The following is a 22,033-nucleotide window of genomic DNA, read 5'->3' on the forward strand; positions in this document are numbered from 1 at the left end:
AGCAACGATGACAGTAAAAGTGGGTATTAACGGTTTTGGTCGTATTGGTCGTTTAGCACTGCGTGCCGCATTTGATTGGGCGGATGTCGAAATTGTTCAGATCAACGACGTAGCGGGCGATACGGCAACCTTGGCGCACTTGTTAGAGTTTGATTCCGTACAAGGTCGCTGGCAGCACGGTGTACAGGTTGATGGTAACAACATGGTGATTGGCGATACCGTGATCCGTTGTACGCAAGAGCGCGATATTGATGCTGTGGATTGGTCAGGCTGTGATGTGGTATTGGAAGCAACCGGTGTTCACCGTAAAACCTCTTTCCTGAATAAATACCTTGAACAAGGCGTACAGCGCGTTGTGGTGTCAGCGCCGGTGAAAGAAGAAGGCGTACTGAACGTTGTTGTCGGTGTGAATGACCACCTGTATGACCCAGCACAACACCGTATTGTGACGGCCGCATCGTGCACCACCAACTGTATCGCGCCAGTGGTCAAAGTGATCCATGAGAAACTGGGCATCCAGCAGGCGTCTTTCACGACTATTCATGATTTGACGAACACCCAAACTATTTTGGATGCGCCGCATAAAGATTTACGCCGTGCTCGCGCTTGTGGCATGAGCCTGATCCCAACCACAACCGGTTCAGCCAAAGCCATTGTTGAAATCTTCCCTGAGCTGGAAGGCAAGATTAACGGTCACGCCGTACGTGTACCGCTGGCGAATGCTTCGCTGACAGACATCATCTTTGATGTAAGCCGTGATACGACAGCTGAAGAAGTGAATGCATTGCTACAAGAAGCGTCTGAAAACGAATTGGCTGGCGTGCTTGGCTTTGAAGCGCGTCCACTGGTTTCTATCGACTACAAAGGCGATCAGCGTTCCACTATCGTGGATGCACTGTCTACCATGGTGGTGAATAACCGCATGGTGAAAGTGTATGCTTGGTACGATAACGAAATGGGTTACGCAACCCGTACAGCAGAATTGATCCGTAAAGTGGGTCAGGCGTAAACAATGCTTTCAGGCAGTAAAGTCAGGTCACATACATGACTTTACTGCCTGATAGGCAATTAGCTTTTACAATAGCAACGAATTTAAACTGATTTTATCGTCACCGGTCGCGTTGTCGTGAATAGGTGGCAACCCATAGGGGCACAGGCAGTGTGCTCAACGCCTCGGTTAATGCAAGAGTGTGAGTGTCATTATGATTGCGGCAGTTTCTTCGCTTTCAAAAGATGTCCGCCAATATATGTTGGTGACGTTTAACTACTGGAATTTCACCATTACTGACGGCGCATTGCGCATGTTGGTTGTGCTTCATTTCTATCAATTGGGTTATACCGCGCTAGAAATTGCGTCACTGTTCCTTTTCTACGAATTTTTCGGTGTCGTGACCAACCTGATCGGTGGTTGGCTAGGGGCGAAATTGGGTCTCAATCGCACCATGAATATTGGTTTAGGGATGCAAGTAGTGGCGTTGCTGATGCTTGCAGTACCTTCCAGCTTCTTGTCTGTTCCTTGGGTGATGCTGGCACAAGCCATGTCGGGTATCGCGAAAGATCTCAATAAAATGAGTGCCAAGAGCGCGATCAAAACCTTAGTACCAGACGGCCAGCAAGGCGCCTTGTACAAGTGGATTGCGATTCTGACCGGATCCAAAAATGCCCTAAAAGGTGCAGGTTTCTTTATCGGTGGTTTGTTACTGACGGTATTGGGCTTCCAGGGCGCTGTCGTCGCGATGGCTTCCGTGTTGGTGGTCGTGTTACTCATGAGCCTGAAATGGCTGGAAAAAGACATGGGTAAAGCGAAGAAATCCATTAAGTTTTCACAGATTTTCTCAAAAAGCGGCAGCATCAATATTCTGTCAGCGGCACGCATGTTTTTGTTCGGTGCCCGTGATGTCTGGTTTGTGATTGCGTTACCGTTGTACCTGAGCCAGATTTTTGGTTGGAATCATTCCATGGTCGGCGGTTTTCTTGCATTGTGGGTGATTGCCTACGGGTTTGTGCAAGGTATCGCGCCGCGTATTACCGGTAAAGCCAAAGGCACGGTGCCAGACGGTAAAGCCGCGATGGGCTGGGCGAGTATATTAGCGGCGGTGACAGCTGTGATCGCGCTGGGTGTACAGTGGCAATGGCAGCCGGAATTGACCATTGTCGTGGGCTTGTTGATTTTCGGGGCCGTGTTTGCGGTAAATTCATCGCTCCATTCTTACCTGATTGTGAGTTATGCCAAAGAAGACGGGGTTTCTCTGGATGTCGGCTTCTATTACATGGCTAATGCGATGGGACGTCTGATTGGTACGGTGTTATCAGGACTGATTTACCAAGAATTTGGTTTGGCGGCTTGTTTGTGGGTGTCGTTCGCTTTCTTGGCGGCCACAACCGTGATTTCAATTTGGTTACCGCGTCATACAGCCACGGCTTGATCCTGACGCATTCTTCGAGTGGTTATTGCGGTTTTACAATCCGAAAACCACGCGAACACAATCAGAAAGCCACACAAAAACGCCCTGAGTGATCGGGGCGTTTTTTATTGGGGGATGTGCTTTGCCTATTCGCTTTAAGGTGTCATCACGGGTAAGATACGCCAGTTAAAGGTAATGGAGTAAACCAATGCGTGCCGTTTGTTTTGATTTTGATGGAACCCTTGTCGATTCAGAAGTGTTTCATGCCCAGAATTGGCATGAGTTCTTCGCCTCATGTGGCGTCGATATTACGCCAGAAGCCTTTCTGCGTGATTATGCCGGTGTGCCTTGGGTAAAAGTGGCAGATGCTGTCCATCAATTGTTTGAGATTGACCATTGTCCGCAAACGACCGTAGAAAAGATGGAAGCCCTGACGCATGAAGCGCTGCTCGCGCGCGGTATTCCGGCTAAAGACGGCGCCGCTGCACTATTGGCAGAATTGCATGGTCAGGTGCCATTGGCCGTAGTAACCGGTGCACCTCGCCCTTATGTGGAAGGCATCTTGGCAAAATTAGGCTGGCTCAAGTATTTTGATCATGTCTTCTGTGGTGAAGATGTGCCGATGAATAAACCGGCGCCGGATATTTATCAGTTAGCGTGTCGTACTTTGGGTTTTGACACTCATCAGGTTGTCGCGGTAGAAGACAGCCATACAGGCGCACAATCCGCCCTGTCGGCGGGTTTACGCGTCGTTGTGGTGAATGATACGCATGTTGTCGGTCAAGACATGACAGATTACCGTTACGCGACGTTGGTAGACGTGCAAGCGGATCAAGCGTGTTGGCGCGTGGCTTAATGCCCAATGCGGTAAATGTAAACAACGAAAAGGTTGGATGATGCAAGACGAAGAATTTATGACGGGCGATATGCTGGTTGAAACCGTGGAAAACCAGTTAGCGGAAGGTAACCCGATTAAGGTGAAAGAAACCTTAATGCGTCTGATGATGACAGGGACACCCCGCGAAGAAGCGATTCAGATGATCGCCTGCGCGTTATCCATTGAAGTGTATGATGTCGCGAAAAATGGCGGCAGTTTTGATCTGAAGCGTTACAGTGAAAACCTGAATGCGCTGCCAGATATGCCTTGGGATTTTGAAGATTAATTCTTCATCATCCTTATAAGGAATGTTTAAAAGCCGCATTACGCGGCTTTTTTGTTGCCTGTAAGTTGCTTTTTTGATCTGCTTTGTTGCGGGTTGTGATTCTTTTTTGGTTGTTTATCACCATCGTAACACGGAGGCTGTTGGTCAAATATTCTGTCATCTTTATAAAATGGCAGGGCGCATAAACAGAACACGGTAAAGCGCCTGATCTCCTCAGTAATACCCTTATCTTTAGTAGTGAAATATTTCTGTTAATTGATTCCCTCGCATTCTTAACGGCTATTTTTTGGCTTAAACTTAGTAATCTGGTCTAAAAGTTAGCGATTGAGTGGTTTTTTCTTGTGTGATGAACATCAATATCAGAGTTTTTATCTATCTTATGGTTTTTTGTTGGTTTGTCTTGTTGTGATTTAGTTAAAAAATGGTCGCACATTCCGCGTTATTTTCATTATTGTGTAGATAACGGTTAACAAAGCAGCAAGGATACAAGAGATGATTATTGGCGTACCTAAGGAAATTAAAGTTCATGAATACCGCGTAGGTATGGTTCCAGCCTCCGTCAATGAAGCTGTCGCTCATGGCCATACTGTGTATGTTGAAACGCAAGCAGGTGAAGGGATCGGCTTTAGCGATCAAGATTACCTTGCTGCTGGGGCGCAGATTTTGCCTACCGCCGAAGCCGTGTTCGCGGAGTCGGATATGATTGTTAAAGTAAAAGAGCCACAAGCCGTAGAGCGTGCCATGTTACGTGAAGGCCAGCTGCTCTTTACGTACCTCCACCTCGCACCTGACCCAGAACAAACCCACGATTTGATCAACAGTAAAGCGGTATGTATCGCTTATGAAACCGTGACCGATGAGGCGGGCCGTTTGCCATTGCTGGCGCCGATGTCGGAAGTGGCGGGGCGAATGTCGATTCAGGCCGGTGCCTTTGCTTTGGAAAAATCACGTGGTGGCCGTGGCATGTTGTTAGCCGGTGTCCCTGGGGTTGAACCTGCCAATGTGGTGATCATCGGTGGTGGTGTGGTGGGTGCCAATGCAGCCCAAATGGCCGTCGGGCTTCGAGCGAATGTGGTGGTGCTGGATCGTAACATCGATACACTTCGTCGTCTGGATGCGCAATTCGGTGGTGCGGTACAGTGTGTGTATTCCACCAAAGATGCGATTGAAAAACATGTGTTGGATGCCGATCTTGTGATTGGTGGTGTGCTGGTGGCGGGTGCAGCAGCACCGAAACTGGTGACGGCAGAGATGGTGAAGCGCATGAAACCGGGCGCGGCCATTGTGGATGTAGCTATCGATCAGGGCGGGTGCGTCGAAACCTCGCATGCGACGACACACAGTGATCCAACCTATATCGTGGATGATGTGGTGCACTATTGTGTCGCAAATATGCCGGGTGCGGTGGCCAGAACGTCAACCTTTGCGCTGAATAACGTGACCTTACCGTACATTTTGAAGCTCGCGGACAAAGGCTATAAAGCAGCGTTACAAGAAGATAAGCATTTGTTGAATGGGTTAAATGTCTATCGCGGTCAGGTGACTTGTGAAGAAGTTGCACATGCGTTGAATCTGCCTTATGTGGCACCGGAAACCGCGATTGCGTAAGCTGTTATGTAAAACAGCAACATAAAACGGCCTTATAGAACTGCGAGACAAAACGGTCAATAAGACAGTCACGTAAATAAGTCAGACAATACCTTCTGAGAGTCTCAATATCATTTAGGACGAGTCAGAGATAATAAAAAAGCAGCCAATATAAAGGCTGCTTTTTTTATTTTTGCTATGGCTTAAGCGCGTGCATAAATAACGCTACCATTTTTAATGGTATCAATAATTTGGCGAGCGAGGTGTGTCGGTAATGCCGGACATCCCCAGCTACGGCCTAAGTAACCATTGCGACGAATGAAGGATTCATCCGCGTACTTCGCACCATGTACCACAATGTAGCGACGGCGGGCGTTGTCGTTCACCCCGTGGGTGAGGCCATCTAGGCGCAATGAATAACCATTTCCACCGTAGTAGGTGTTATCTGTCAGGAAGGTACCGAGAGAGGTCTGGCGGGAGTTCACGACATTCGAGAACTTGGTAGCCACTTTACCACCACTGTTTACGCCGTGCGTGACATAGGTGTAGTAGACTAATTTATTGCGTTTTAAATCAATAACGTAGAATCGCTTCTGCGTGGAAGGTTTACTGTAATCAATAATGGTCAGTAATTGTTTTTTACGGCCCTTGGTATTGAAGTAAGCGGTGTAGCCTTCTTTAAATACCTGATAATCCATCACGCCTTGTAGCTTCGCTTTCTTATACACATCTTTAATTAAGAGGTCAGGCTGCGACTGGCTGCTGTGGTGAGGGGTGTGAGTCACACCGGCCGTGGCTTGTAATGGCACAATCAGGCATGCCAAAACCAGAAGGAGAAGTGATTTTTTCATTGTCCCTGTAAAACGCATTAATAAGAGGTTTGTAATTAGGTGGCAGACTGTACCACAAAAAATGCGATTTATACTTTTTAGGGATTTACGGATGTGCCGAGATTATGCGCAAAAAAATCACGTTTTTTTGTTAGGGGAAGAAGAAAAAATACTTGAATACAGCGCATTAAAATCGATTGGCTTTTTTATAATCCAATTAATCCTACTTTCTATAAAATCTATCAATTTTGCCAATTATCGCTGATAGGGATATTTAATTATCTGTTAGCACAAGATAAATTGACTGACACATTTTGAAAACAATGAATTATGGTCTTTGGATTTGTTTGGTCGTTTTTTGTACGCAAAAGTGTAAGAAATGAGCACTTTTATGCCTTCATGCTGATGAGAGGTTCAGATTACCTAAAGTAGGCTGTATGAAAGTTGTACGCATTGCGGGTGAGGGCAATACAATGCAGGACGGGACAGGAAACGAAAAAAGAAAAGCGCAGGGAAGATCCCTGCGCTTGTTTTAGGCACTAATCAGTAAGATTAGATGTCACAGACTTTCGCCCAGCTGCCGTCGCTACCTGGTACAGAGCTTGTCCACCAGTTGGCTTTGTATACAACGCCTTCGTGGATCATCTGATCGCCTTGGTTTGCGTGGCTTGGGTTACCGCCCCAGTCAGACTGTGGCCAGTTCGGGTAAGTGTTCACACCTGTAGTGTTACATTCACCAGGGTTTGGACCAGGGCCTGGGCCTGGACCTGGATCAGTCACGTCACCTAGAGGTAGATCTGGGTACTCGAACTTGAACGCGTAGTCTTTACCGTTGATGTTAACGGTGTAGTTAGCCGGACCAGAGATAGGTAGGTAGTAAACCATGTCTAGCTCGTAAGTGCCGCCCGCAGGTAGATCTTTCCAACCCGGTAGTGAGAAGGCTACGCGGTGCATAACGCCCTGTAGACCACCGATGTTGTTCGCTGCAGAGTGACCAGAAGAAATTACCTTCAGACCGCCACCAGATTGATCTTTCGCGTTGTCAGGTGCTGACGTTGGAATATCAAACTGGAATTCAGTACCACCAGGGATGGCTGCGCCAGTGTTGTTGGTGAATGTGATCTTCGGATTGATTGGGTAGTTCTGGTCGCCCACTTTGAAGCCGCCCACAGATACTGTGATGTCAACTGCTTCAGTTGGCATTGCACCCGTTGCGACAGTGTTACCGTAAGGGGTTGCTGCCTTGAACTTGTCGTAGATCGCTTTAGTCATAGTGTTACCCATGTGGTACTCACCATTACCGGTCTTACATGCGTTCTCAGTCAAGTCGACAGTTGTACGGTTACCGTTCGCATCCAGAACATAACAGTTATAGTCACCTGCTAGTTCCCAGAACATGATACCGCCGATCTCTTTGTCGATAACGTAATCCGCTTTCACGTTGATAGACGCTTTATCTTCCGTAGATAGGAAGACTTTCTTCTCTGCGTTCCATAGCCATGGAGCAACAGCGACGTCATCGTAGTTACGTACGTAGTTACCAACAAGTTGGTGATCAGGGTTGTTTACTGGGTCAAGGTTGTAAGCGGTTGAGTAAGAACCCCAGATACCTTGCTCAAGGTTCATGGCGTGCCACATTGGGTTAGAACCTGCACCCATTTCGTTACCTGCGGCGTTCTTATCGTGCCATAGGTTATCGATACCGGTTGCACCGTTACCACAGTTGTTCTTCTCGCCTTCACCAGTACCTGGTTCACACTCAGCCTGGTTAGGTAGCGCTGCGCGGCCCCACAGACCATTGTCGCCACCTGTTACGTCCTGCCAACCACGGGTGTAGTAAGGTACACCGATGTTGATACGACCTGCAGGCATAGAACCACGGAAGTAGTGGTAAGCCCAGTCAGTGTTCAGGTAACCGATACCGCCGTAAGCAGCTTCACCGTATACGTTCCACATAGCAAGCTCAGAGTCTTTACCTGTGTCGAACAGAGCGGCGTTGTGACCAACGTGGTCGTTCCATGCACCGTGCAAGTCGTAAGTCATGATGTTGACGTAGTCTAGGTACTTAGTCACATCAAACGTTTCCATACCACGTAGCAGGTAACCAGAAGATGGCGCTGCGATAGTTAGCATGTAGTGGATGCCATCTTGTGCAGACGCTGCATCTAGCTTCTCACGTAGGACTTTCATTAGCTCTTGGTAAGAAGCCCATAGGTACTTACGACGTGGTTCCATGAACTCTTTATCGTATGGGTTACCTGCACCAGCCATTGATGTTGGGTATTCGTAATCGATATCCACACCGTCGAACTTGTACTTACGGATCATTTCAACAGCAGACGTTGCGAACTTCTCGATGCCTGCGTGGTTGATAGAACCGTCAGCGTTAGTGGTCATTGTGTAGAAACCACCGTCAGCAACACGGTCGCCGTTCACGTCGAAGTGACCACCGGTTTCAGCCCAACCACCGATAGAGATCAGGGTCTTAACGCCGTACTTCTCTTTGTAAGTTGCTAGTGCACCGAAGTGACCCTTGAAGCCTAGGCTTGGATCAACTTCAACGCCTGGCCAAGTCTTACCCGTTGCAGCGTTGTTTGGATCGTTAACATCACCAACGTTTACCTTGCCGTCAGAACCGATGCTCACGAACGCGTAGTTGATGTGCGTTAGTTGTTCCCAAGGAATGTCGTCAACCAGGTATTGTGCTTGTGGGTCGTCGCCCGCACGCCAGCTGGTGAAGTAACCGATCACACGACGTGGGTGGTCAGCACCCATCTTCTCACGGCCATCTTCATCGTAAAGGGTACAGTAAGGAACGTTCACACCTTCAGTCTGGTACAGACCGTCTGGACGACAGTTCTTGTCACCTGGAGGTGGAGGTGTTACTTCGCCGGCAACAGTCAATGTCACAGATGCAGAATCTGTTGTACCGCCTAGGTTGTCAGTTGCACGTGCAAAGACAGTGTGCGTACCTGCATCAGCAGCCGTGAATGCGAAGCTGTAAGGTGCAGTGGTGTCTGTGTTAACCACTTTACCGTTGACGAAGAACTCAACTTTTTCGATAGTGCCGTCAGTGTCAGCTGCGTTAGAGGTGAAGGTCACCACTGCGCCTGCATCTACGTTAGTCGCTGATAGAGCAACATCAACCGTTGGTAGTTCGTTAGCTACGTCTTGTACAACAACAACGACAGAAGATTCTGCTGTTGCGCCATCATCATCAGTCGCAACCACTTTCACCGTTTGGCGACCGCTTTCTGCAGTCCACTTCACGCTGTAAGGTGCGTTTGTTGCTGTGCCAACCAGTGCGCCACCAACAAAGAATTCTACTTTAGCAACCGTGCCGTCAGTGTCAGCAGCGTTAGCCGTCAGTGTTACCACATCACCGGTCATGATTTGCTCAGAACCTGAAGGTGAAGTGATAGAAACGGTTGGCGCTTCGTTTTCTGGCGGTGGAGGCGTGATGCCGCCGTCAGAACATACGTCAACCAGTGTCCACTCTTGGTATGCACCAGAGTTTTGAGCAGGGTTGTTGCCCTGAGACCACCAGTTTGCTTTGTAGACTGAACCGGCAGTTTGTACTTGGCTACCGCCAGTGTACGCTTTGTTGCTGTTCCACTCTTCGATAGAGCTACAGTCCATTGCAGCTTGTGCATTGAATGCGGCAAGACATGAAACGGCAAGAGTGCTGAGCTGGAATGCTCGCTTCATTGCCTTTCCTTGTTTCAAGTGTTTCATTGAATCATCCTTTAGTTATTTGAAAAGGTGCGTGTGTAAAAAATCCGGCTTGGGTGCCTTTTGTTTTACAGTGAAATAACTATAGGTATGGAGTCAAATGACGCACTCAGATTTGTTCCTTTCTTCAGAATGACACGCAAAAAATTGTTTCCGCAATGTAAATATCGGCACCTTGTTTTGCAGCTATAACTAATTTTTTCATCAGTATTGCCTGTGGGCAAAAACGGCGGAACTGAAGATGAAATGGGGGCGATTGAAGAGAAATGGAAGTGTACAAAAAATAAACAGGGAAGAAAAGTGGAACGTGCTTAACACATTGAAATAATTAATAGGATAGGGGAGAGGGATAGCGAGAGGAGAGCAAGCAGCAAGCGCCGAATGACGCTTGCTACACAGCGATATTATTGCTGGTTGATCTTCGCTTTGAAGCGTGCGCGCGTCACTTCATCTGCTTGTTCGTACCAGTAATTCAACATATTTTCTGCGACATTGCGAGGTTGTGTACCGTCTTTGGCTTGTGGGATCCCCGGGATCGGCGCACTCACAGGTACCACAGGGGCAACAGCGGCGACTTTGCCAGACGCATTGTACGTCACCATTTCTTTTTCGTAGTCACGGCCGAATTGCAGACCCGCCTTCATCAACTTGTCTTGCTTGAACACGACAGTGTCGCCGGCATCATTAACCAAAGTGACTTGTGGCGTTTTATTGAAGTTTTTGCCGTCCATGCCGGTGCGCAATTTTGGCAGTTGTAGATGCAGTTTTTCATCATCGGCGGTGAACTTCACGATAATGACGTCAGAGGTATAAAGGAAATCATCCCCGTTTTCACGTAGTGAATCACGGTAAGTAAAAGCGATTTGGTTGACGCCATTAGGCAAAACGAGCGGTTGGTTACCTTCTTTCTCGACACCATTCACCAGCACCAGTTCTGCTTGGTAAGGCAGGGAAAGGTTTACGTCAGCCAAAGAAGGGAAGCTGAGGCCACACGCCATCAGGGCCAATAGTGCGGTACGAAATTTCATAGATATTCCTTGAAAATGTCAATTCCTGAACAGAAGGGGGGCTGTTCATCGATGTGATCCTAGCAGTCTGTGGCTAGATCGCTGAATATATGCTGAATAATAGCGTTGTTCGCTCAGAATGTAATGAGCTGTAAGGGTATTTTCTGTTGAATTGCGTCATCTTTACGCGAAAGACGAATAGGGCAGAGAGAGAATATCAGGAGGAGGTGTAAATTTGTGCAGTTTGCGCAATCCGTGTATTTCTCTTGCGCAACGCTATGTCTATGTGGTTCTTCTCATACGTCACATGGCTTATCGACATAAAAAAAGCCAGCACTCAGGCTGGCTTTCTGTCTATCCGGTCAGTAAGGCACCGCGAACGGGTTGTTTACTTCACGTAACACGCAAAACCTTTCAGGTAGAAACCTTCTGGGTAAGCACTGTCTAGTGGGTGATCAGCGGCTTGGCTGAAACGCTCAATGAATTGTACTTCACGGTGTGCGTCCAGTGCGGCATCTGCAATGATCTTTTGGAACAAGTTGTTGTCCATCAAACCAGAGCAAGAGTAAGTCAGTAGCGTGCCGCCTGGTTTCAGGATTTGCATCGCCAGCATGTTGATGTCTTTGTAGCCACGACATGCACCGATCAGCTGCGACTTAGATTCCGCAAACTTGGGTGGATCCATGATCACAACATCAAACAACTCACCACGGTCACGGTAGTCACGCAGTAGTTGGAACACATCCGCGTTCAGGAACTCCGCGTTCTCGACAGGGTAGCCGTTCATTTCAGCGTTAAGGCGTGCTGTATCCAGCGCAGGCTGTGACACGTCCACGTTTACCACACGGCTTGCGCCACCTTTCAGGGCGTACAAACCGAAACCACCGGTGTAACAGAAACAGTTCAGTACACGTTTACCGTTTACGTATTTTACGGCGGCTTCGCGGCTGTCACGCTGGTCAAGGTAGAAACCGGTCTTGTGGCCACCAACGATGTCGACGTTGATCTTCACGCCGTTTTCTTCAATGGTCACGAACTTCGGTGGCATTTCACCGTACAGTACGCCAGTTGTCTGCTTCAGGCCTTCTTTCTTACGTACAGCAACGTCAGAACGTTCGTAGATGCTGCACTCAGGGTAGCAGATGTTCAGAGCTTCAATCAGCGCGGCTTTTTGCGCTTCCGCACCGGCGCTCAGTAGCTGACACACCAAGAAGTCTTGGTAACGGTCGATAGTGATGCCTGGCAGACCATCAGATTCTGCCGCAATCAGGCGGTAGCCAGTTAGGCCGTCACGAGCTGCAAGAATGTCACGCAGGCCTTGTGCGGTTTGTAGACGCTTAACAAAGAAGTTAACGTCGATAGTTTCTTTGCGATCAAAGGTCCATACGCGAACGCGGATCTGAGATTGCGGTGAAAATGCACCACGGGCTAACCATTCACCTTTGTGGTCATAAATGTCAACGGTTTCACCCAGTGCAGGGGAACCTTCAACACGCTGAATACCACGAGAAAAAACCCAAGGGTGACGGCGGCGTAGTGATTTCTCACGGCCTTTTACCAGATAAATTGAAGCTGTCATGACATGTCCGGTATGGAATTAAGAATGGTCGCGTATTATGTTGTCGAAACAAGGGAAAAGCAACTCTCTCCCCCTGTTACGGCAATATCCTGTACAGCTTAGTACAAGACCCGCACGAAGCGGGCCTTAGTAGGAGACATTCGATACGCTGATTTGAGCGATGCACTGTCATTGAATGCTCTGTGATCGCATGCGTTGGGAGCGAATGTTGTGATGGATGCGTCGGGCGATCGCTAATCAGGCTCGCAGACCGTTCATCAGTGATTCCAGCACTTTGGCTTGCTCATTCAACTGGGCAATTTCATTGGCCGATTCGGTAATGGCCCCACAAATTTGGTGAGATTGCGTGCGTACTTGCTCAACGTTAGCAGCAATGTTGTCAGCCACGCTGCCTTGCTGTTCAGCGGCGGCAGCAATTTCCGTACTGCGCTCAGAGATCTGCTGATTACGCTCCGTGATTTGGCTGATTTCCAAATCCACCGAATCCATCAGGCTTTCGCTGTTTTGCGCATTATCGACCGTGTTACGCATCACGGCCATCAGGCGTTGGCTGTTCTGTTGCAGCGACTCAATCATTTGCTGAATCTCAACCGTCGCGCTTTGTGTACGGCCTGCCAGTGTACGCACCTCGTCAGCCACCACCGCAAAGCCTCGGCCTTGTTCACCGGCACGTGCCGCTTCAATCGCCGCATTCAATGCCAATAGGTTGGTTTGCTCAGAAATGCCATTGATGGTGGTGACCACGTCATCAATTTTCGCGGCATTGCTATCGAGTTCTGCGACCGCTTCTGCCGCTTCGTTGATTTCGCTGCTTAACACAGAAATTGACTGGCGAGTTTGGTGAACCTGCGCGCGGCCTTGCTCAGAGACTTCCTGCGCTTCACGGGTCTGGTTTGACGTATCGTGTGCGTGAGTCGCCACTTCACGAATGGAGGTCGCCATCTCTTCTGTCGCGCTGGCTAGCGAGTCCAAGTGTTGCTGCTGAGAGGTAGACAACACTTCGCTTTCTTGGCTGCGTTGACGCAGACGCTGGCTGATTTGCTGCATCAGCGCCGTTGCTTGTTGGGTTGCTTGTACCAGTGCCTGTTCACGCTCACTGACTTTATCAATGGTGATGGCAATGGTGCTGAACTCATCACGGACTTTAAAGAAATTCAGACGGTTAGTGAGATCACCATCGGCCAAGGCTTGCAGGGCACGGTTAGTGGTAAACATCGCACCGCCAATGAAACTCATCACGTAATACACCATGGCAAACACAAACACCATGATGGCAACGGTCAGACCGATTTGAAAACCGCTCAGGTAGCTAAAGAGTCCCGGCATCTCACCGGCTGTAATACTGTAGTTCATGGCTGGCACGAAAGCTGACAGCTCACCTTGTCCCACTTGAATCGGGCCGTTTGCCAACAGGGTATAAGCCTCAGACTGTGTGATCTGCTGCTGAGAAAGAAGTGATGCCGTGTGCTCAAGTTGTTGTGTCGTGATTTCAATACGTTGTTTGCCAGCGGCATCCGCTAGAATAGATCCGATACTAAAAAGCGCGAGCAGTGGAAGCAGTAAGAGTAAGTAGAACTTCTCTTGTAAAGTGATGTGAATGAGGTATTTGTCAATCCATCGAAATGCAACTTCTTTCATTGTAAAATCCTATTAAAACATATGCTTAGTAGCAATTGCTGCCAAGTCTACTGTGTTATCGGTCAATATGTTGATTTCTTGAGGTGATGAATGTCACATATCTGTGTAAAAGCTATCGTACATGGACACGTGCAGGGTGTGGGTTTTCGTTTTCATACTGCGCATGAAGGGCTGAAATGCGGCTTGACCGGTTACGCAAAAAATTTGCCGGACGGAACGGTAGAAGTCTTAGCCTGCGGCCATGAAGAAAGGGTCGAGCAGTTGCTGCGCTGGTTGCAACAGGGGCCACAGACTTCAACCGTGCGGGATGTGCAGGTTGATGAAGTGGAATGGCGCCACGTGGATGGCTTTGAAATCATGTAAAAGAAAACCCCGTACGAGGCTGTGCCCGAACGGGGTTGATGTACAGATAGTGGCTATCACGCCATTAAATGCATTTCACCGGTTTTGGCAAACCTGCCAACTTGGTCGCTTGCTTAGCGGGCCCTTTCGGGAACAGACGGTACAGGTAACGCGAGTTGCCTTTTTCTTCGCCGTACTGTTTTGCCATCGCTTTTACCAGCATGCGGATCGCCGGTGATGTGTTGAACTCTTCATAGAATTCACGCACAAAGCGAACCACTTCCCAGTGTGCTTCAGTTAGGGTAATGCCTTCTTCTTCAGCAAGAAGAGGGACCAGGGCTTCTGACCAATCGTTAATATTTTTCAGATAGCCATGAGCGTCGGTGTCGATATGTTTACCGTCAAATTCAAGCATGATGCGCCTCACATGTGGAACGGGCAAAGGATAGTGGGATTCCTTTGTCGCTGCAAGTGTATCAATGAACAGGGTAAAACCGTAGATAACAAAAAAGCGCCCGTAGGCGCTTTTTATTCACTGCAGACTGACTGAATTAGTCGTCGCTACCCATGATGCCCAGAATTTGAAGCAGGCTCAGGAATAGGTTGTAGATAGACACGTATAGTGTCACTGTCGCAGAGATGTAGTTTGTCTCACCACCACGCACAATGCTTTGTGTGGTTAGCAGGATAGCTGCTGATGAGAACATGATGAACATACCGCTGATCGCAAGTGATAGTGCAGGCATCTGTAGGAAGATGTTTGCAATTACTGCAACGATGATAGCAATGAAGCCCGCCATTAGCATGCCGTTCAGGAACGACAGATCACGCTTGGTGGTTAGTGCGTAAGCCGAACACGCCATGAAGGTCAGTGCCGTACCGCCAAATGCCAGTACGATAGCATCACCCATGCCCGCACCCACATACATGTTCAGGATTGGACCTAGGGTATAACCCATGAAGCCGGTCAATGCGAAAGTGAAGACAATGCCTAGGCCGCTGTCACGGTTCTTTTCAGTCAGGAACATAAGACCGTAGAAGCCGACCAGTGTGATGATAAGGCCAGGGTATGGCAGATTCATTGCCATTGACACACCAGCAACAACCGCTGACCAGACTAGCGTCAAAGACAGTAGAAAGTAAGTGTTACGTAGAACCTTGTTGGTTGAAAGTACGCTCTCGTAAGCCGAGTCACGATTGATCATACGATCGTTCATAAACAGTCCCCTTAGGGTTAGATATGTTGATTGCTAATGAAAAGATATATTGGGGCATTCCCTCGTAAATGCAAGTCAACATTGCATATTCTGCTGATCGCCCCTAACAATTATCATCATGTAACTGTATGACCCAAATGATACTTAACAATTCATTATCGTTGTGGTCAAAAGTTGTAAAGGAATGTTACAGCACATCGCTGCTGTGTTTCAATCTGTGTATAGCGCTTCGCTTATGCGCTTTTTTGCTTATATGCATACTCATTGTAACGATCTCGCAGGCCGATACGCTCAATATAGCGAATGATTAATGCAGGATCTGATCCAAGAATAATTGTGTGCGATCCGACTCCGGATTATCGAAAAAGATCTGGGGAGGGTTCTCTTCGATGATTTCGCCGCGATCCATGAAGATCACCCGATCCGCCACCTGACGGGCAAAGCCCATTTCATGGGTGACGCAGATCATCGTCATCCCTTCATTGGCCAGTTCGACCATCACATCCAAGACTTCCCGCACCATTTCCGGATCCAAGGCGGAAGTGGGTTCGTCAAACAGCATAATTTGCGGTGTCATACACAGTGAACGGGCAATGGCGACCCGTTGTTGCTGCCCGCCAGACAGTTGGCCGGGGTACTTATGGGCCTGCTCAGGAATTTTTACCCGATTGAGATACTGCATGGCGATGGCTTCCGCCTCTTTCTTGGGTAGCTTTTTGACCCAAATAGGCGCAAGGGTGCAGTTTTCAAGGACGGTCAGGTGAGGAAATAAGTTGAAATGCTGAAAACACATGCCGACTTCTTTGCGGACTAATTCAATGTGTTTGAGATCGCCGGTCAGCTCATTTCCCGCCACCACAATATTGCCTTGCTGATGTTCTTCTAACCGGTTGATGCACCGAATCAGGGTGGATTTCCCGGAGCCGGACGGTCCACAGATGACAATTTTCTCGCCTTTTCTGACGGTAAGGTTGATGTCTTTGAGTACATGGAATTGACCAAACCATTTGTTGACCGCTTCCATGGTGATCATCAGTGGGGCAGTGTCTGTCATAACGGCTCCTTTTCTGTCACTTTTCTTCCGTCGCTTGGCTTTACGCATGTTGGTTTAGGGACTGGGTTTGTAATATGTCTTTGCCAGATCAGCGTTTGTGACCGGTGTGCAGCTTGTTTTCCAGATAGATGCTGTAACGCGACATGCTGAAACAAAATACCCAGAACACCAGCGCCACGAACACGTAACTTTCGGTGGCAAAGCCGAGCCATTTCGGATCGGTATTGGCGGCTTGGCCGATCCCCAATACATCAAACATGCCGATGATCAGCACCAAGCTGGTGTCTTTAAACAGGCCTATGAAGGTATTCACAATCGAAGGGATGCTGATTTTTAACGCTTGCGGCAGCACAATCAGTCCCATTTTTTTCCAATAACTCAATCCTAATGCATCGGCCGCTTCATACTGGCCGCTGGGAATCGCTTGCAAGCCGCCGCGTACCACTTCAGCCATATACGCGGCACTGAACAGCACCACACCAATTAAAGCGCGGAACAATTTGTCGGTTTCCGCTTCGGCGCTGAGAAACAAGGGCAGCATCACTGATGCCATAAACAACACGGTGATAAGCGGTACACCACGCCAGATTTCGATATAAACCGTCGATAGGCTGCGAATGATGGGCATGTTGGAACGCCGGCCTAGTGCCAACACGATGCCAATTGGCAGTGAAACTACAATACCGACAATAGCAATGATCAGCGTGATGAGCAGTCCACCCCACAAATGGGTTTCTACAACGGGCAGGCCGAAGACACCGCCAAACAGCAGGGCGGCCATCAAAAACGGGTAGATGTTGACGAAGAACAGCCAAATCCACAGGCGTCCCGGTGTGCGCTCAACGGCCAATAGCGCAATGATCACGGCCAGAGAGGCATAGAAAAGTTTAGGCCGCCACAGTTCGGCCGTCGGGTAGAAGCCAAACATGAACTGTTCAAAACGGACTTTGATAAACACCCAGCATGCGCCGTCACGGCTGCAATCGTTGCGGGTTGAGCCTATCCAGTCGGCATTGAGGAATGACCACTCAAAAATGGCACTTAATCCCAGTAACGCCAGATACCCAAAAATCAGTGTCAGCAGGGTGTTGGTGACATTGGAGAACAGGTTGACCCGCAGCCAGTGCCACACCCCAACCGTATTGGTCGGTGGCGGTTGATCGGGCAAAAAGGTGTGTTTTTTCATCCTTTTCTCCTTGGCGGGCTGGGGCATCTTAATCATCAATCACTCCACTCACGCTGTTCCGATTTCGCTGTCGTTTGTCGGGTTTACACCAGAACCGCAGCGATCACCGTTCGACCAGCGCGACTTTTTTGTTGTAGAGGTTCATCAGCAGCGAGGTCAGTAAACTCAGGGCGAGATAGACCCCCATGGTCATAGCAATAATTTCAATGGCCTGACCGGTTTGGTTCAAGGTGGTACCCGCAAAGACGGATACGAGATCGGGATAGCCGATCGCCATCGCCAGCGATGAGTTTTTGGTCAGGTTCAGGTATTGGCTGGTTAATGGCGGAATGATGATCCGCAAGGCTTGTGGGATCACCACCAAGCGTAAGGTGTGGTTTGCTGGCAGTCCCAATGCCAGCGCAGCTTCCGTTTGACCATGGCTGACTGCATTGATACCTGAACGAACAATTTCAGCGATGAAGGATGCGGTATAGATACTCAGGGCCAATAACAGCGCGCCAAGTTCTGGCAAGATACTGATCCCACCCTGAAAATTAAAGCCCTTGAGTTCGGGATATTCTAAGTGAACCGGTTGGCCGCTCAGGAAAAAACTGAGCAGTGGAAAACCAATGAGCAAACCCAATGACACTAAGAAAATAGGGGATTGTTTACCAGAAAGACGTTGCTGACGTTTGGCGTAAATGCCATACCCGAGACTGATCACAATGGCGACAATAGTCGCCACTCCAATCCAGATAGCGCCGGGTTCAAAGACCGGTTTAGCCAGGTATAAACCGCGCACATTCAGCCATATGCCTTCCCCAAGGCTGAGACTTTGGCGCGGGGCGGGCAGGGCTTGCAGTACGGCAAAATACCAGAAGAAAATTTGTAATAACAAAGGGATGTTACGGAAGGTTTCAATGTACACCGCAGCAAGGCGGCTGACTAACCAGTTGGAGGAAAGGCGGGCAATGCCGATGATAAATCCCAGTATGGTTGCCAGCAGAATCCCTAATACAGACACTAAGGCGGTATTGAGTAGGCCAACAAAAAACGTGCGGCCGTAAGTGTGGGTTTCATCATACTCAATCAACGTGAGGCCAATGCCGAACCCGGCTTCTTGCTGTAAGAAGTCCAGCCCGGTTGCAATCCCCCGTTGTGCCAAGTTATCTAACACATTATTGATCAGGGTATACGCCACCATGCCGATAGCAGCCACGGCGAGCAACTGGAAAATCACCGCACGGAACGTTGGATTGTATAAAAGATTGGATTTAGACCCTGACAAAACATCACATCCTAATTCGAAGTTTCGCAGAGGCAGCGGGCTATGATTTCCTAGTTCCTAGTTCCTAGTTCCTAGTTCCTAGTTCCTAGAACAAGCCCGTTACCAGAAGGGGAGGGCGTTGAACGCCCTCAGCATGTTTATGACGCACATGTATTGATGGAGAAAGTGGTTTGCTCAAGCGTATTAGCGGATCGGTGGGGCATACTGCAAGCCGCCATCTGTCCACAAGGCATTGAGGCCACGTTTAATTTCCAGCGGTGAACTCATGCCGACGGTACGTTCAAAGCTTTCGCCGTAGTTACCCACTTGCTTGATGATTTGATAACTCCAGTCATCACTTAGCCCTAAGCCTTTCCCTTTGGGGCCATCGTTACCAATGAGGCGACGGATGTTCGGATCATTCGACTTTTTCATGTCATCGACATTGTGTGACGAGACACCCAGCTCTTCCGCATTCACCATGGCGAACAGCGTCCACTTCACGATGTTGAACCATTGATCATCCCCCTGACGAACCACCGGGCCCAGCGGCTCTTTTGAGATGATTTCCGGCAGAACGATCGCGGTTGACGGATCTTGCAGATTCAGGCGCAGGGCATACAAGCCCGATTGGTCGGTGGTGAGTACGTCACAGCGACCCGCTTCAAAGCCTTTTACGGTTTGTGCTGCCGTATCAAACACCACAGGGGTGTATTTCATTTCACGGAAGCGGAAATAGTCAGCCAGATTCAACTCGGTAGTGGTGCCGGACTGCACACACACGGCGGCGCCATCTAACTTGGTTGCACTGTCGATACCGAGGGATTTTTTCACCATGAAGCCTTGACCGTCATAATAGGTGACACCGGTGAAATTCAGGCCAAGGGCGGTATCGCGATGCAGGGTCCACGTTGTGTTGCGCGACAGCACATCAATCTCACCGGATTGCAGGGCGGTAAAGCGCTCTTTGGCAGTGAGGGGAATGTATTTCACTTTGGATTTATCGCCCAACACGGCAGCGGCGACGGCCTGGCAAAACTCAACATCTAAGCCTTCCCATTCCCCTTTTTCATTGGGGTTAGAGAAGCCCGGTAAACCGGTGCTGACACCACATTGGACATACCCTTGTTTTTTGACTTTGGCTAACGTATCCGAAGAACTTGAGGACGATGATGGTGTGCTGCTGGTGGCGGCTGCCAGTTGTTTTTCCAAATCTGCCACTTTGGCTTCCAGTGCGGAGGCATCACCTGACATGTCACCTTCAGCGGTCGAGCCTGCTTGGGCAAGCTGTTGCTCCAAACTGCTGACTTTGGTCTGTAACTCTTGGATGAGGGCTTTGTCTTGGCTATTGCTGCTAGAACCACTGTCACAGCCGACTAAGAGCAGTGCGACAGCAGAGGCAACCAAAGAAGCGGTGAGTGTTTTTTTCGCCGTGAATTTTTGATTCATCATTACGTCCTGTCCTTCCATATCAAAAAAGTGGCCTGAACTGAGTCGGCCTAATGGGGTGGCCAGATTGGCATCATAAAGCGAGACAATTTAACTGTTTGTTTTCTGTCAATATTGAGTATAGAAACAGATTTCAATACGTCTAGGGAATAACGGAAGGTGTTTTAGATGGCGATATGGGTTGAGGGGATTTTTGTTGTATTTCGTTGCGCATCAAGCACGGTGCCATGTGCTTAATGCGCAGAAAAGTGCAAGGGTCTGTTCTTGTTTACGGCTAATTTTACAGCAGTCGTTTACTGGCGGGTATCAATACCGGGAGTGATTAACTGGCGTTGTTGACACAGGCGGTATACAGCAGTGCGCGAGGGCGGTATTCATCTGCTCGGCCATTACGCACATTCAAGGCTTGAATTTCACCGGAGTAATGGCTGATGGAATCCGTCCAGTAGCTGTAGGTGATAGGCCAATGATTACGGAGTAAAAAGCGTTGGCCGTAGGTCTGCAAATGTTTCAATTCATCAAACGAAGGCAGGCGCAGCCCGTAACGTTGACACCACTGTTTAGCATCCACTAACGGTACGCGTGACCAATATTGATCGAACTCTTTCACAAAGGCTGGTGGCATGGCTTGTGTGGATTGAATGTTTCTCGGTAAGTAGAAATTCAGGTTATCAAACGTAAAGGAGTACACCGCAGCATCCAGCACCGTGCGGTGAGCAATTAAGGTTTTAATGCTGGACGGCAACGCTTCTTGCGACGAAGGGTGAGAGGCTTTCACTTCCGGGTAAGTCTGTGCGCTATCGGTTAACGCTAAACGTGTGGCAGCAAGCTGTTGTTCTGCGGACAGCGGTTGACGGGCCTTTTGTGGATTGATTGGCAAGGACGCAGTGTCAGAGCTGCTTGCTTGGTGTCGAATAAAGGCGTTAGTGATCCCTTGTTCGATGAGTTTGGCTTTGGTTTGTTGTGCCAAAGTGTAGCGGTCGAGAGGACCAATCAGACAGCGATAGTGATCACCGTCTTTGTATAAATAGTGCTGTTTGGGGAAAGACTGCTGCAAAATGCGTAAAAAAGCGGTATCAGGCAGTGCTTTGCTGTAATTACATTGTACCCAAAATTGTCCTTGTTCATTGTTCGGCTTACGTCCCCATAAACCTTGTCCGATGTCGCAATGGCTATTTAGCATCGTCCAACCTGACGGGTGAGTAGAGGTTGAGCAGGTGGGGTGCTCAGCAGCAAGACCTGGCGTGGCAATCAGTAACAAACCAGCCAGTGTAAGAGGGGGGAATGCGTGGAACATGAACGGGTACTCTATCGGGGGTGTTAAAGGGTGACAATGAGAACACAAAATAAGTCATAAAAATGTGAAAGTCTGCCGCCTTGGATCACAAAAAATACATGAAGTACGTCGCATTTATAAAGTTGGCACTACAGTCTCTAGTTTGTTGAAAAAACGCGCAATAATTTAATTTTGTTTGATTTTTGTATGATGCGGGGTTGAATTGACCTGTTGTGCGATTTTTCTCAAAAAATCCCTTTACAGTGAAAAATGAAATCCGTATTATTCGTCGCACTTACGGAGAGATGGCTGAGTGGTT

At 48.7% G+C, this 22,033-nt stretch carries 18 protein-coding genes; 6 read left to right on the forward strand and 12 right to left on the reverse strand.

Annotation, left to right across the window (positions count from 1 at the left end):
• Window positions 1-7: 7 nt before the first annotated feature.
• From ABT58_RS03475 to ald, 5 genes are all read left to right on the forward strand, one after another.
• Window positions 8-1,009 (forward strand): ArsJ-associated glyceraldehyde-3-phosphate dehydrogenase, encoded by a 1,002-nt coding sequence (locus ABT58_RS03475; RefSeq protein WP_047872983.1) that lies wholly within the window; start codon window positions 8-10, stop codon window positions 1,007-1,009.
• A 193-nt stretch (window positions 1,010-1,202) separates the two neighbouring features.
• Window positions 1,203-2,426 (forward strand): organoarsenical effux MFS transporter ArsJ, encoded by a 1,224-nt coding sequence (gene arsJ, locus ABT58_RS03480; protein WP_047872984.1) that lies wholly within the window; start codon window positions 1,203-1,205, stop codon window positions 2,424-2,426.
• A 187-nt stretch (window positions 2,427-2,613) separates the two neighbouring features.
• The gene (locus ABT58_RS03485) at window positions 2,614-3,261 is read left to right on the forward strand and encodes an HAD family hydrolase (protein ID WP_047872985.1); all 648 of its coding nucleotides are present in this window, start codon (window positions 2,614-2,616) and stop codon (window positions 3,259-3,261) included.
• 40 nt (window positions 3,262-3,301) lie between these two features.
• Window positions 3,302-3,568 (forward strand): hypothetical protein, encoded by a 267-nt coding sequence (locus ABT58_RS03490; protein WP_082210933.1) that lies wholly within the window; start codon window positions 3,302-3,304, stop codon window positions 3,566-3,568.
• A 492-nt stretch (window positions 3,569-4,060) separates the two neighbouring features.
• Window positions 4,061-5,176: an alanine dehydrogenase gene (gene ald, locus ABT58_RS03495; RefSeq protein ID WP_047872987.1), complete on the forward strand. Its 1,116-nt coding sequence runs from the start codon at window positions 4,061-4,063 to the stop codon at window positions 5,174-5,176.
• 182 nt (window positions 5,177-5,358) lie between these two features.
• Here the strand turns inward: ald and ABT58_RS03500 are convergent, their stop codons facing one another.
• The 5 genes from ABT58_RS03500 to ABT58_RS03520 all read right to left on the reverse strand — a co-directional run bounded on the left by ABT58_RS03500 (window position 5,359) and on the right by ABT58_RS03520 (window position 13,941).
• Window positions 5,359-6,006 (reverse strand): murein L,D-transpeptidase catalytic domain family protein, encoded by a 648-nt coding sequence (locus ABT58_RS03500; protein ID WP_047872988.1) that lies wholly within the window; start codon window positions 6,004-6,006, stop codon window positions 5,359-5,361.
• Between the two features lie 531 nt (window positions 6,007-6,537).
• Complete coding sequence (locus tag ABT58_RS03505; RefSeq protein ID WP_047872989.1) at window positions 6,538-9,720, reverse strand: chitinase C-terminal domain-containing protein; 3,183 nt, start codon at window positions 9,718-9,720, stop codon at window positions 6,538-6,540.
• Between the two features lie 401 nt (window positions 9,721-10,121).
• Window positions 10,122-10,745 carry a YccT family protein gene (locus ABT58_RS03510; RefSeq protein ID WP_047872990.1) on the reverse strand — a complete coding sequence of 208 codons (624 nt, stop codon included), beginning with the start codon at window positions 10,743-10,745 and terminating at the stop codon, window positions 10,122-10,124.
• 367 nt (window positions 10,746-11,112) lie between these two features.
• Window positions 11,113-12,303, reverse strand: coding sequence for a class I SAM-dependent methyltransferase (locus ABT58_RS03515; protein WP_047872991.1), 1,191 nt, complete (start codon window positions 12,301-12,303; stop codon window positions 11,113-11,115).
• Between the two features lie 237 nt (window positions 12,304-12,540).
• Window positions 12,541-13,941 carry a methyl-accepting chemotaxis protein gene (locus ABT58_RS03520; RefSeq protein WP_047872992.1) on the reverse strand — a complete coding sequence of 467 codons (1,401 nt, stop codon included), beginning with the start codon at window positions 13,939-13,941 and terminating at the stop codon, window positions 12,541-12,543.
• 90 nt (window positions 13,942-14,031) lie between these two features.
• On the opposite strand from ABT58_RS03520, the gene yccX reads away from it, so the two are divergent.
• Window positions 14,032-14,304, forward strand: coding sequence for an acylphosphatase (yccX, locus tag ABT58_RS03525; protein WP_047872993.1), 273 nt, complete (start codon window positions 14,032-14,034; stop codon window positions 14,302-14,304).
• A gap of 64 nt (window positions 14,305-14,368) precedes the next feature.
• Here the strand turns inward: yccX and tusE are convergent, their stop codons facing one another.
• From tusE to ABT58_RS03560, 7 genes are all read right to left on the reverse strand, one after another.
• Window positions 14,369-14,698: a sulfurtransferase TusE gene (gene tusE / locus ABT58_RS03530; protein ID WP_047872994.1), complete on the reverse strand. Its 330-nt coding sequence runs from the start codon at window positions 14,696-14,698 to the stop codon at window positions 14,369-14,371.
• A 136-nt stretch (window positions 14,699-14,834) separates the two neighbouring features.
• The gene (locus ABT58_RS03535) at window positions 14,835-15,500 is read right to left on the reverse strand and encodes a Bax inhibitor-1/YccA family protein (RefSeq protein ID WP_047872995.1); all 666 of its coding nucleotides are present in this window, start codon (window positions 15,498-15,500) and stop codon (window positions 14,835-14,837) included.
• 307 nt (window positions 15,501-15,807) lie between these two features.
• Window positions 15,808-16,554, reverse strand: a complete 747-nt coding sequence (locus ABT58_RS03540) for an amino acid ABC transporter ATP-binding protein (RefSeq protein WP_047872996.1) — start codon at window positions 16,552-16,554, stop codon at window positions 15,808-15,810.
• 88 nt (window positions 16,555-16,642) lie between these two features.
• Window positions 16,643-17,740, reverse strand: a complete 1,098-nt coding sequence (locus ABT58_RS03545) for an amino acid ABC transporter permease (RefSeq protein ID WP_047872997.1) — start codon at window positions 17,738-17,740, stop codon at window positions 16,643-16,645.
• Window positions 17,741-17,843: 103 nt separating this feature from the next.
• Window positions 17,844-19,010, reverse strand: coding sequence for an amino acid ABC transporter permease (locus ABT58_RS03550; protein WP_229821588.1), 1,167 nt, complete (start codon window positions 19,008-19,010; stop codon window positions 17,844-17,846).
• Window positions 19,011-19,193: 183 nt separating this feature from the next.
• Entirely contained in the window at window positions 19,194-20,243 is a 1,050-nt protein-coding gene (locus ABT58_RS03555; protein ID WP_047873000.1) for an amino acid ABC transporter substrate-binding protein, read from the reverse strand.
• A gap of 517 nt (window positions 20,244-20,760) precedes the next feature.
• Complete coding sequence (locus ABT58_RS03560; RefSeq protein WP_053062941.1) at window positions 20,761-21,735, reverse strand: hypothetical protein; 975 nt, start codon at window positions 21,733-21,735, stop codon at window positions 20,761-20,763.
• Window positions 21,736-22,033 lie beyond the last annotated feature (298 nt).

The sequence above is a fragment of the Photobacterium aphoticum genome (genome assembly GCF_001029435.1).
Lineage (GTDB): Bacteria > Pseudomonadota > Gammaproteobacteria > Enterobacterales > Vibrionaceae > Photobacterium > Photobacterium aphoticum.

What these genes read in the sequence shown, in the direction of transcription:
- ABT58_RS03555 (WP_047873000.1), bottom strand. Translation starts at nt 20,243, where the DNA reads ATGTCAGGTGATGCCTCCGCACTGGAAGCCAAAGTGGCAGATTTGGAA.
- tusE (WP_047872994.1), bottom strand. Translation starts at nt 14,698, where the DNA reads ATGCTTGAATTTGACGGTAAACATATCGACACCGACGCTCATGGCTAT.
- ABT58_RS03510 (WP_047872990.1), bottom strand. Translation starts at nt 10,745, where the DNA reads ATGAAATTTCGTACCGCACTATTGGCCCTGATGGCGTGTGGCCTCAGC.
- ABT58_RS03500 (WP_047872988.1), bottom strand. Translation starts at nt 6,006, where the DNA reads ATGAAAAAATCACTTCTCCTTCTGGTTTTGGCATGCCTGATTGTGCCA.
- ABT58_RS03505 (WP_047872989.1), bottom strand. Translation starts at nt 9,720, where the DNA reads ATGAAACACTTGAAACAAGGAAAGGCAATGAAGCGAGCATTCCAGCTC.
- ald (WP_047872987.1), top strand. Translation starts at nt 4,061, where the DNA reads ATGATTATTGGCGTACCTAAGGAAATTAAAGTTCATGAATACCGCGTA.
- ABT58_RS03485 (WP_047872985.1), top strand. Translation starts at nt 2,614, where the DNA reads ATGCGTGCCGTTTGTTTTGATTTTGATGGAACCCTTGTCGATTCAGAA.
- arsJ (WP_047872984.1), top strand. Translation starts at nt 1,203, where the DNA reads ATGATTGCGGCAGTTTCTTCGCTTTCAAAAGATGTCCGCCAATATATG.
- ABT58_RS03520 (WP_047872992.1), bottom strand. Translation starts at nt 13,941, where the DNA reads ATGAAAGAAGTTGCATTTCGATGGATTGACAAATACCTCATTCACATC.
- ABT58_RS03545 (WP_047872997.1), bottom strand. Translation starts at nt 17,740, where the DNA reads ATGAAAAAACACACCTTTTTGCCCGATCAACCGCCACCGACCAATACG.
- yccX (WP_047872993.1), top strand. Translation starts at nt 14,032, where the DNA reads ATGTCACATATCTGTGTAAAAGCTATCGTACATGGACACGTGCAGGGT.
- ABT58_RS03515 (WP_047872991.1), bottom strand. Translation starts at nt 12,303, where the DNA reads ATGACAGCTTCAATTTATCTGGTAAAAGGCCGTGAGAAATCACTACGC.
- ABT58_RS03475 (WP_047872983.1), top strand. Translation starts at nt 8, where the DNA reads ATGACAGTAAAAGTGGGTATTAACGGTTTTGGTCGTATTGGTCGTTTA.
- ABT58_RS03540 (WP_047872996.1), bottom strand. Translation starts at nt 16,554, where the DNA reads ATGACAGACACTGCCCCACTGATGATCACCATGGAAGCGGTCAACAAA.
- ABT58_RS03535 (WP_047872995.1), bottom strand. Translation starts at nt 15,500, where the DNA reads ATGAACGATCGTATGATCAATCGTGACTCGGCTTACGAGAGCGTACTT.
- ABT58_RS03560 (WP_053062941.1), bottom strand. Translation starts at nt 21,735, where the DNA reads ATGTTCCACGCATTCCCCCCTCTTACACTGGCTGGTTTGTTACTGATT.
- ABT58_RS03490 (WP_082210933.1), top strand. Translation starts at nt 3,302, where the DNA reads ATGCAAGACGAAGAATTTATGACGGGCGATATGCTGGTTGAAACCGTG.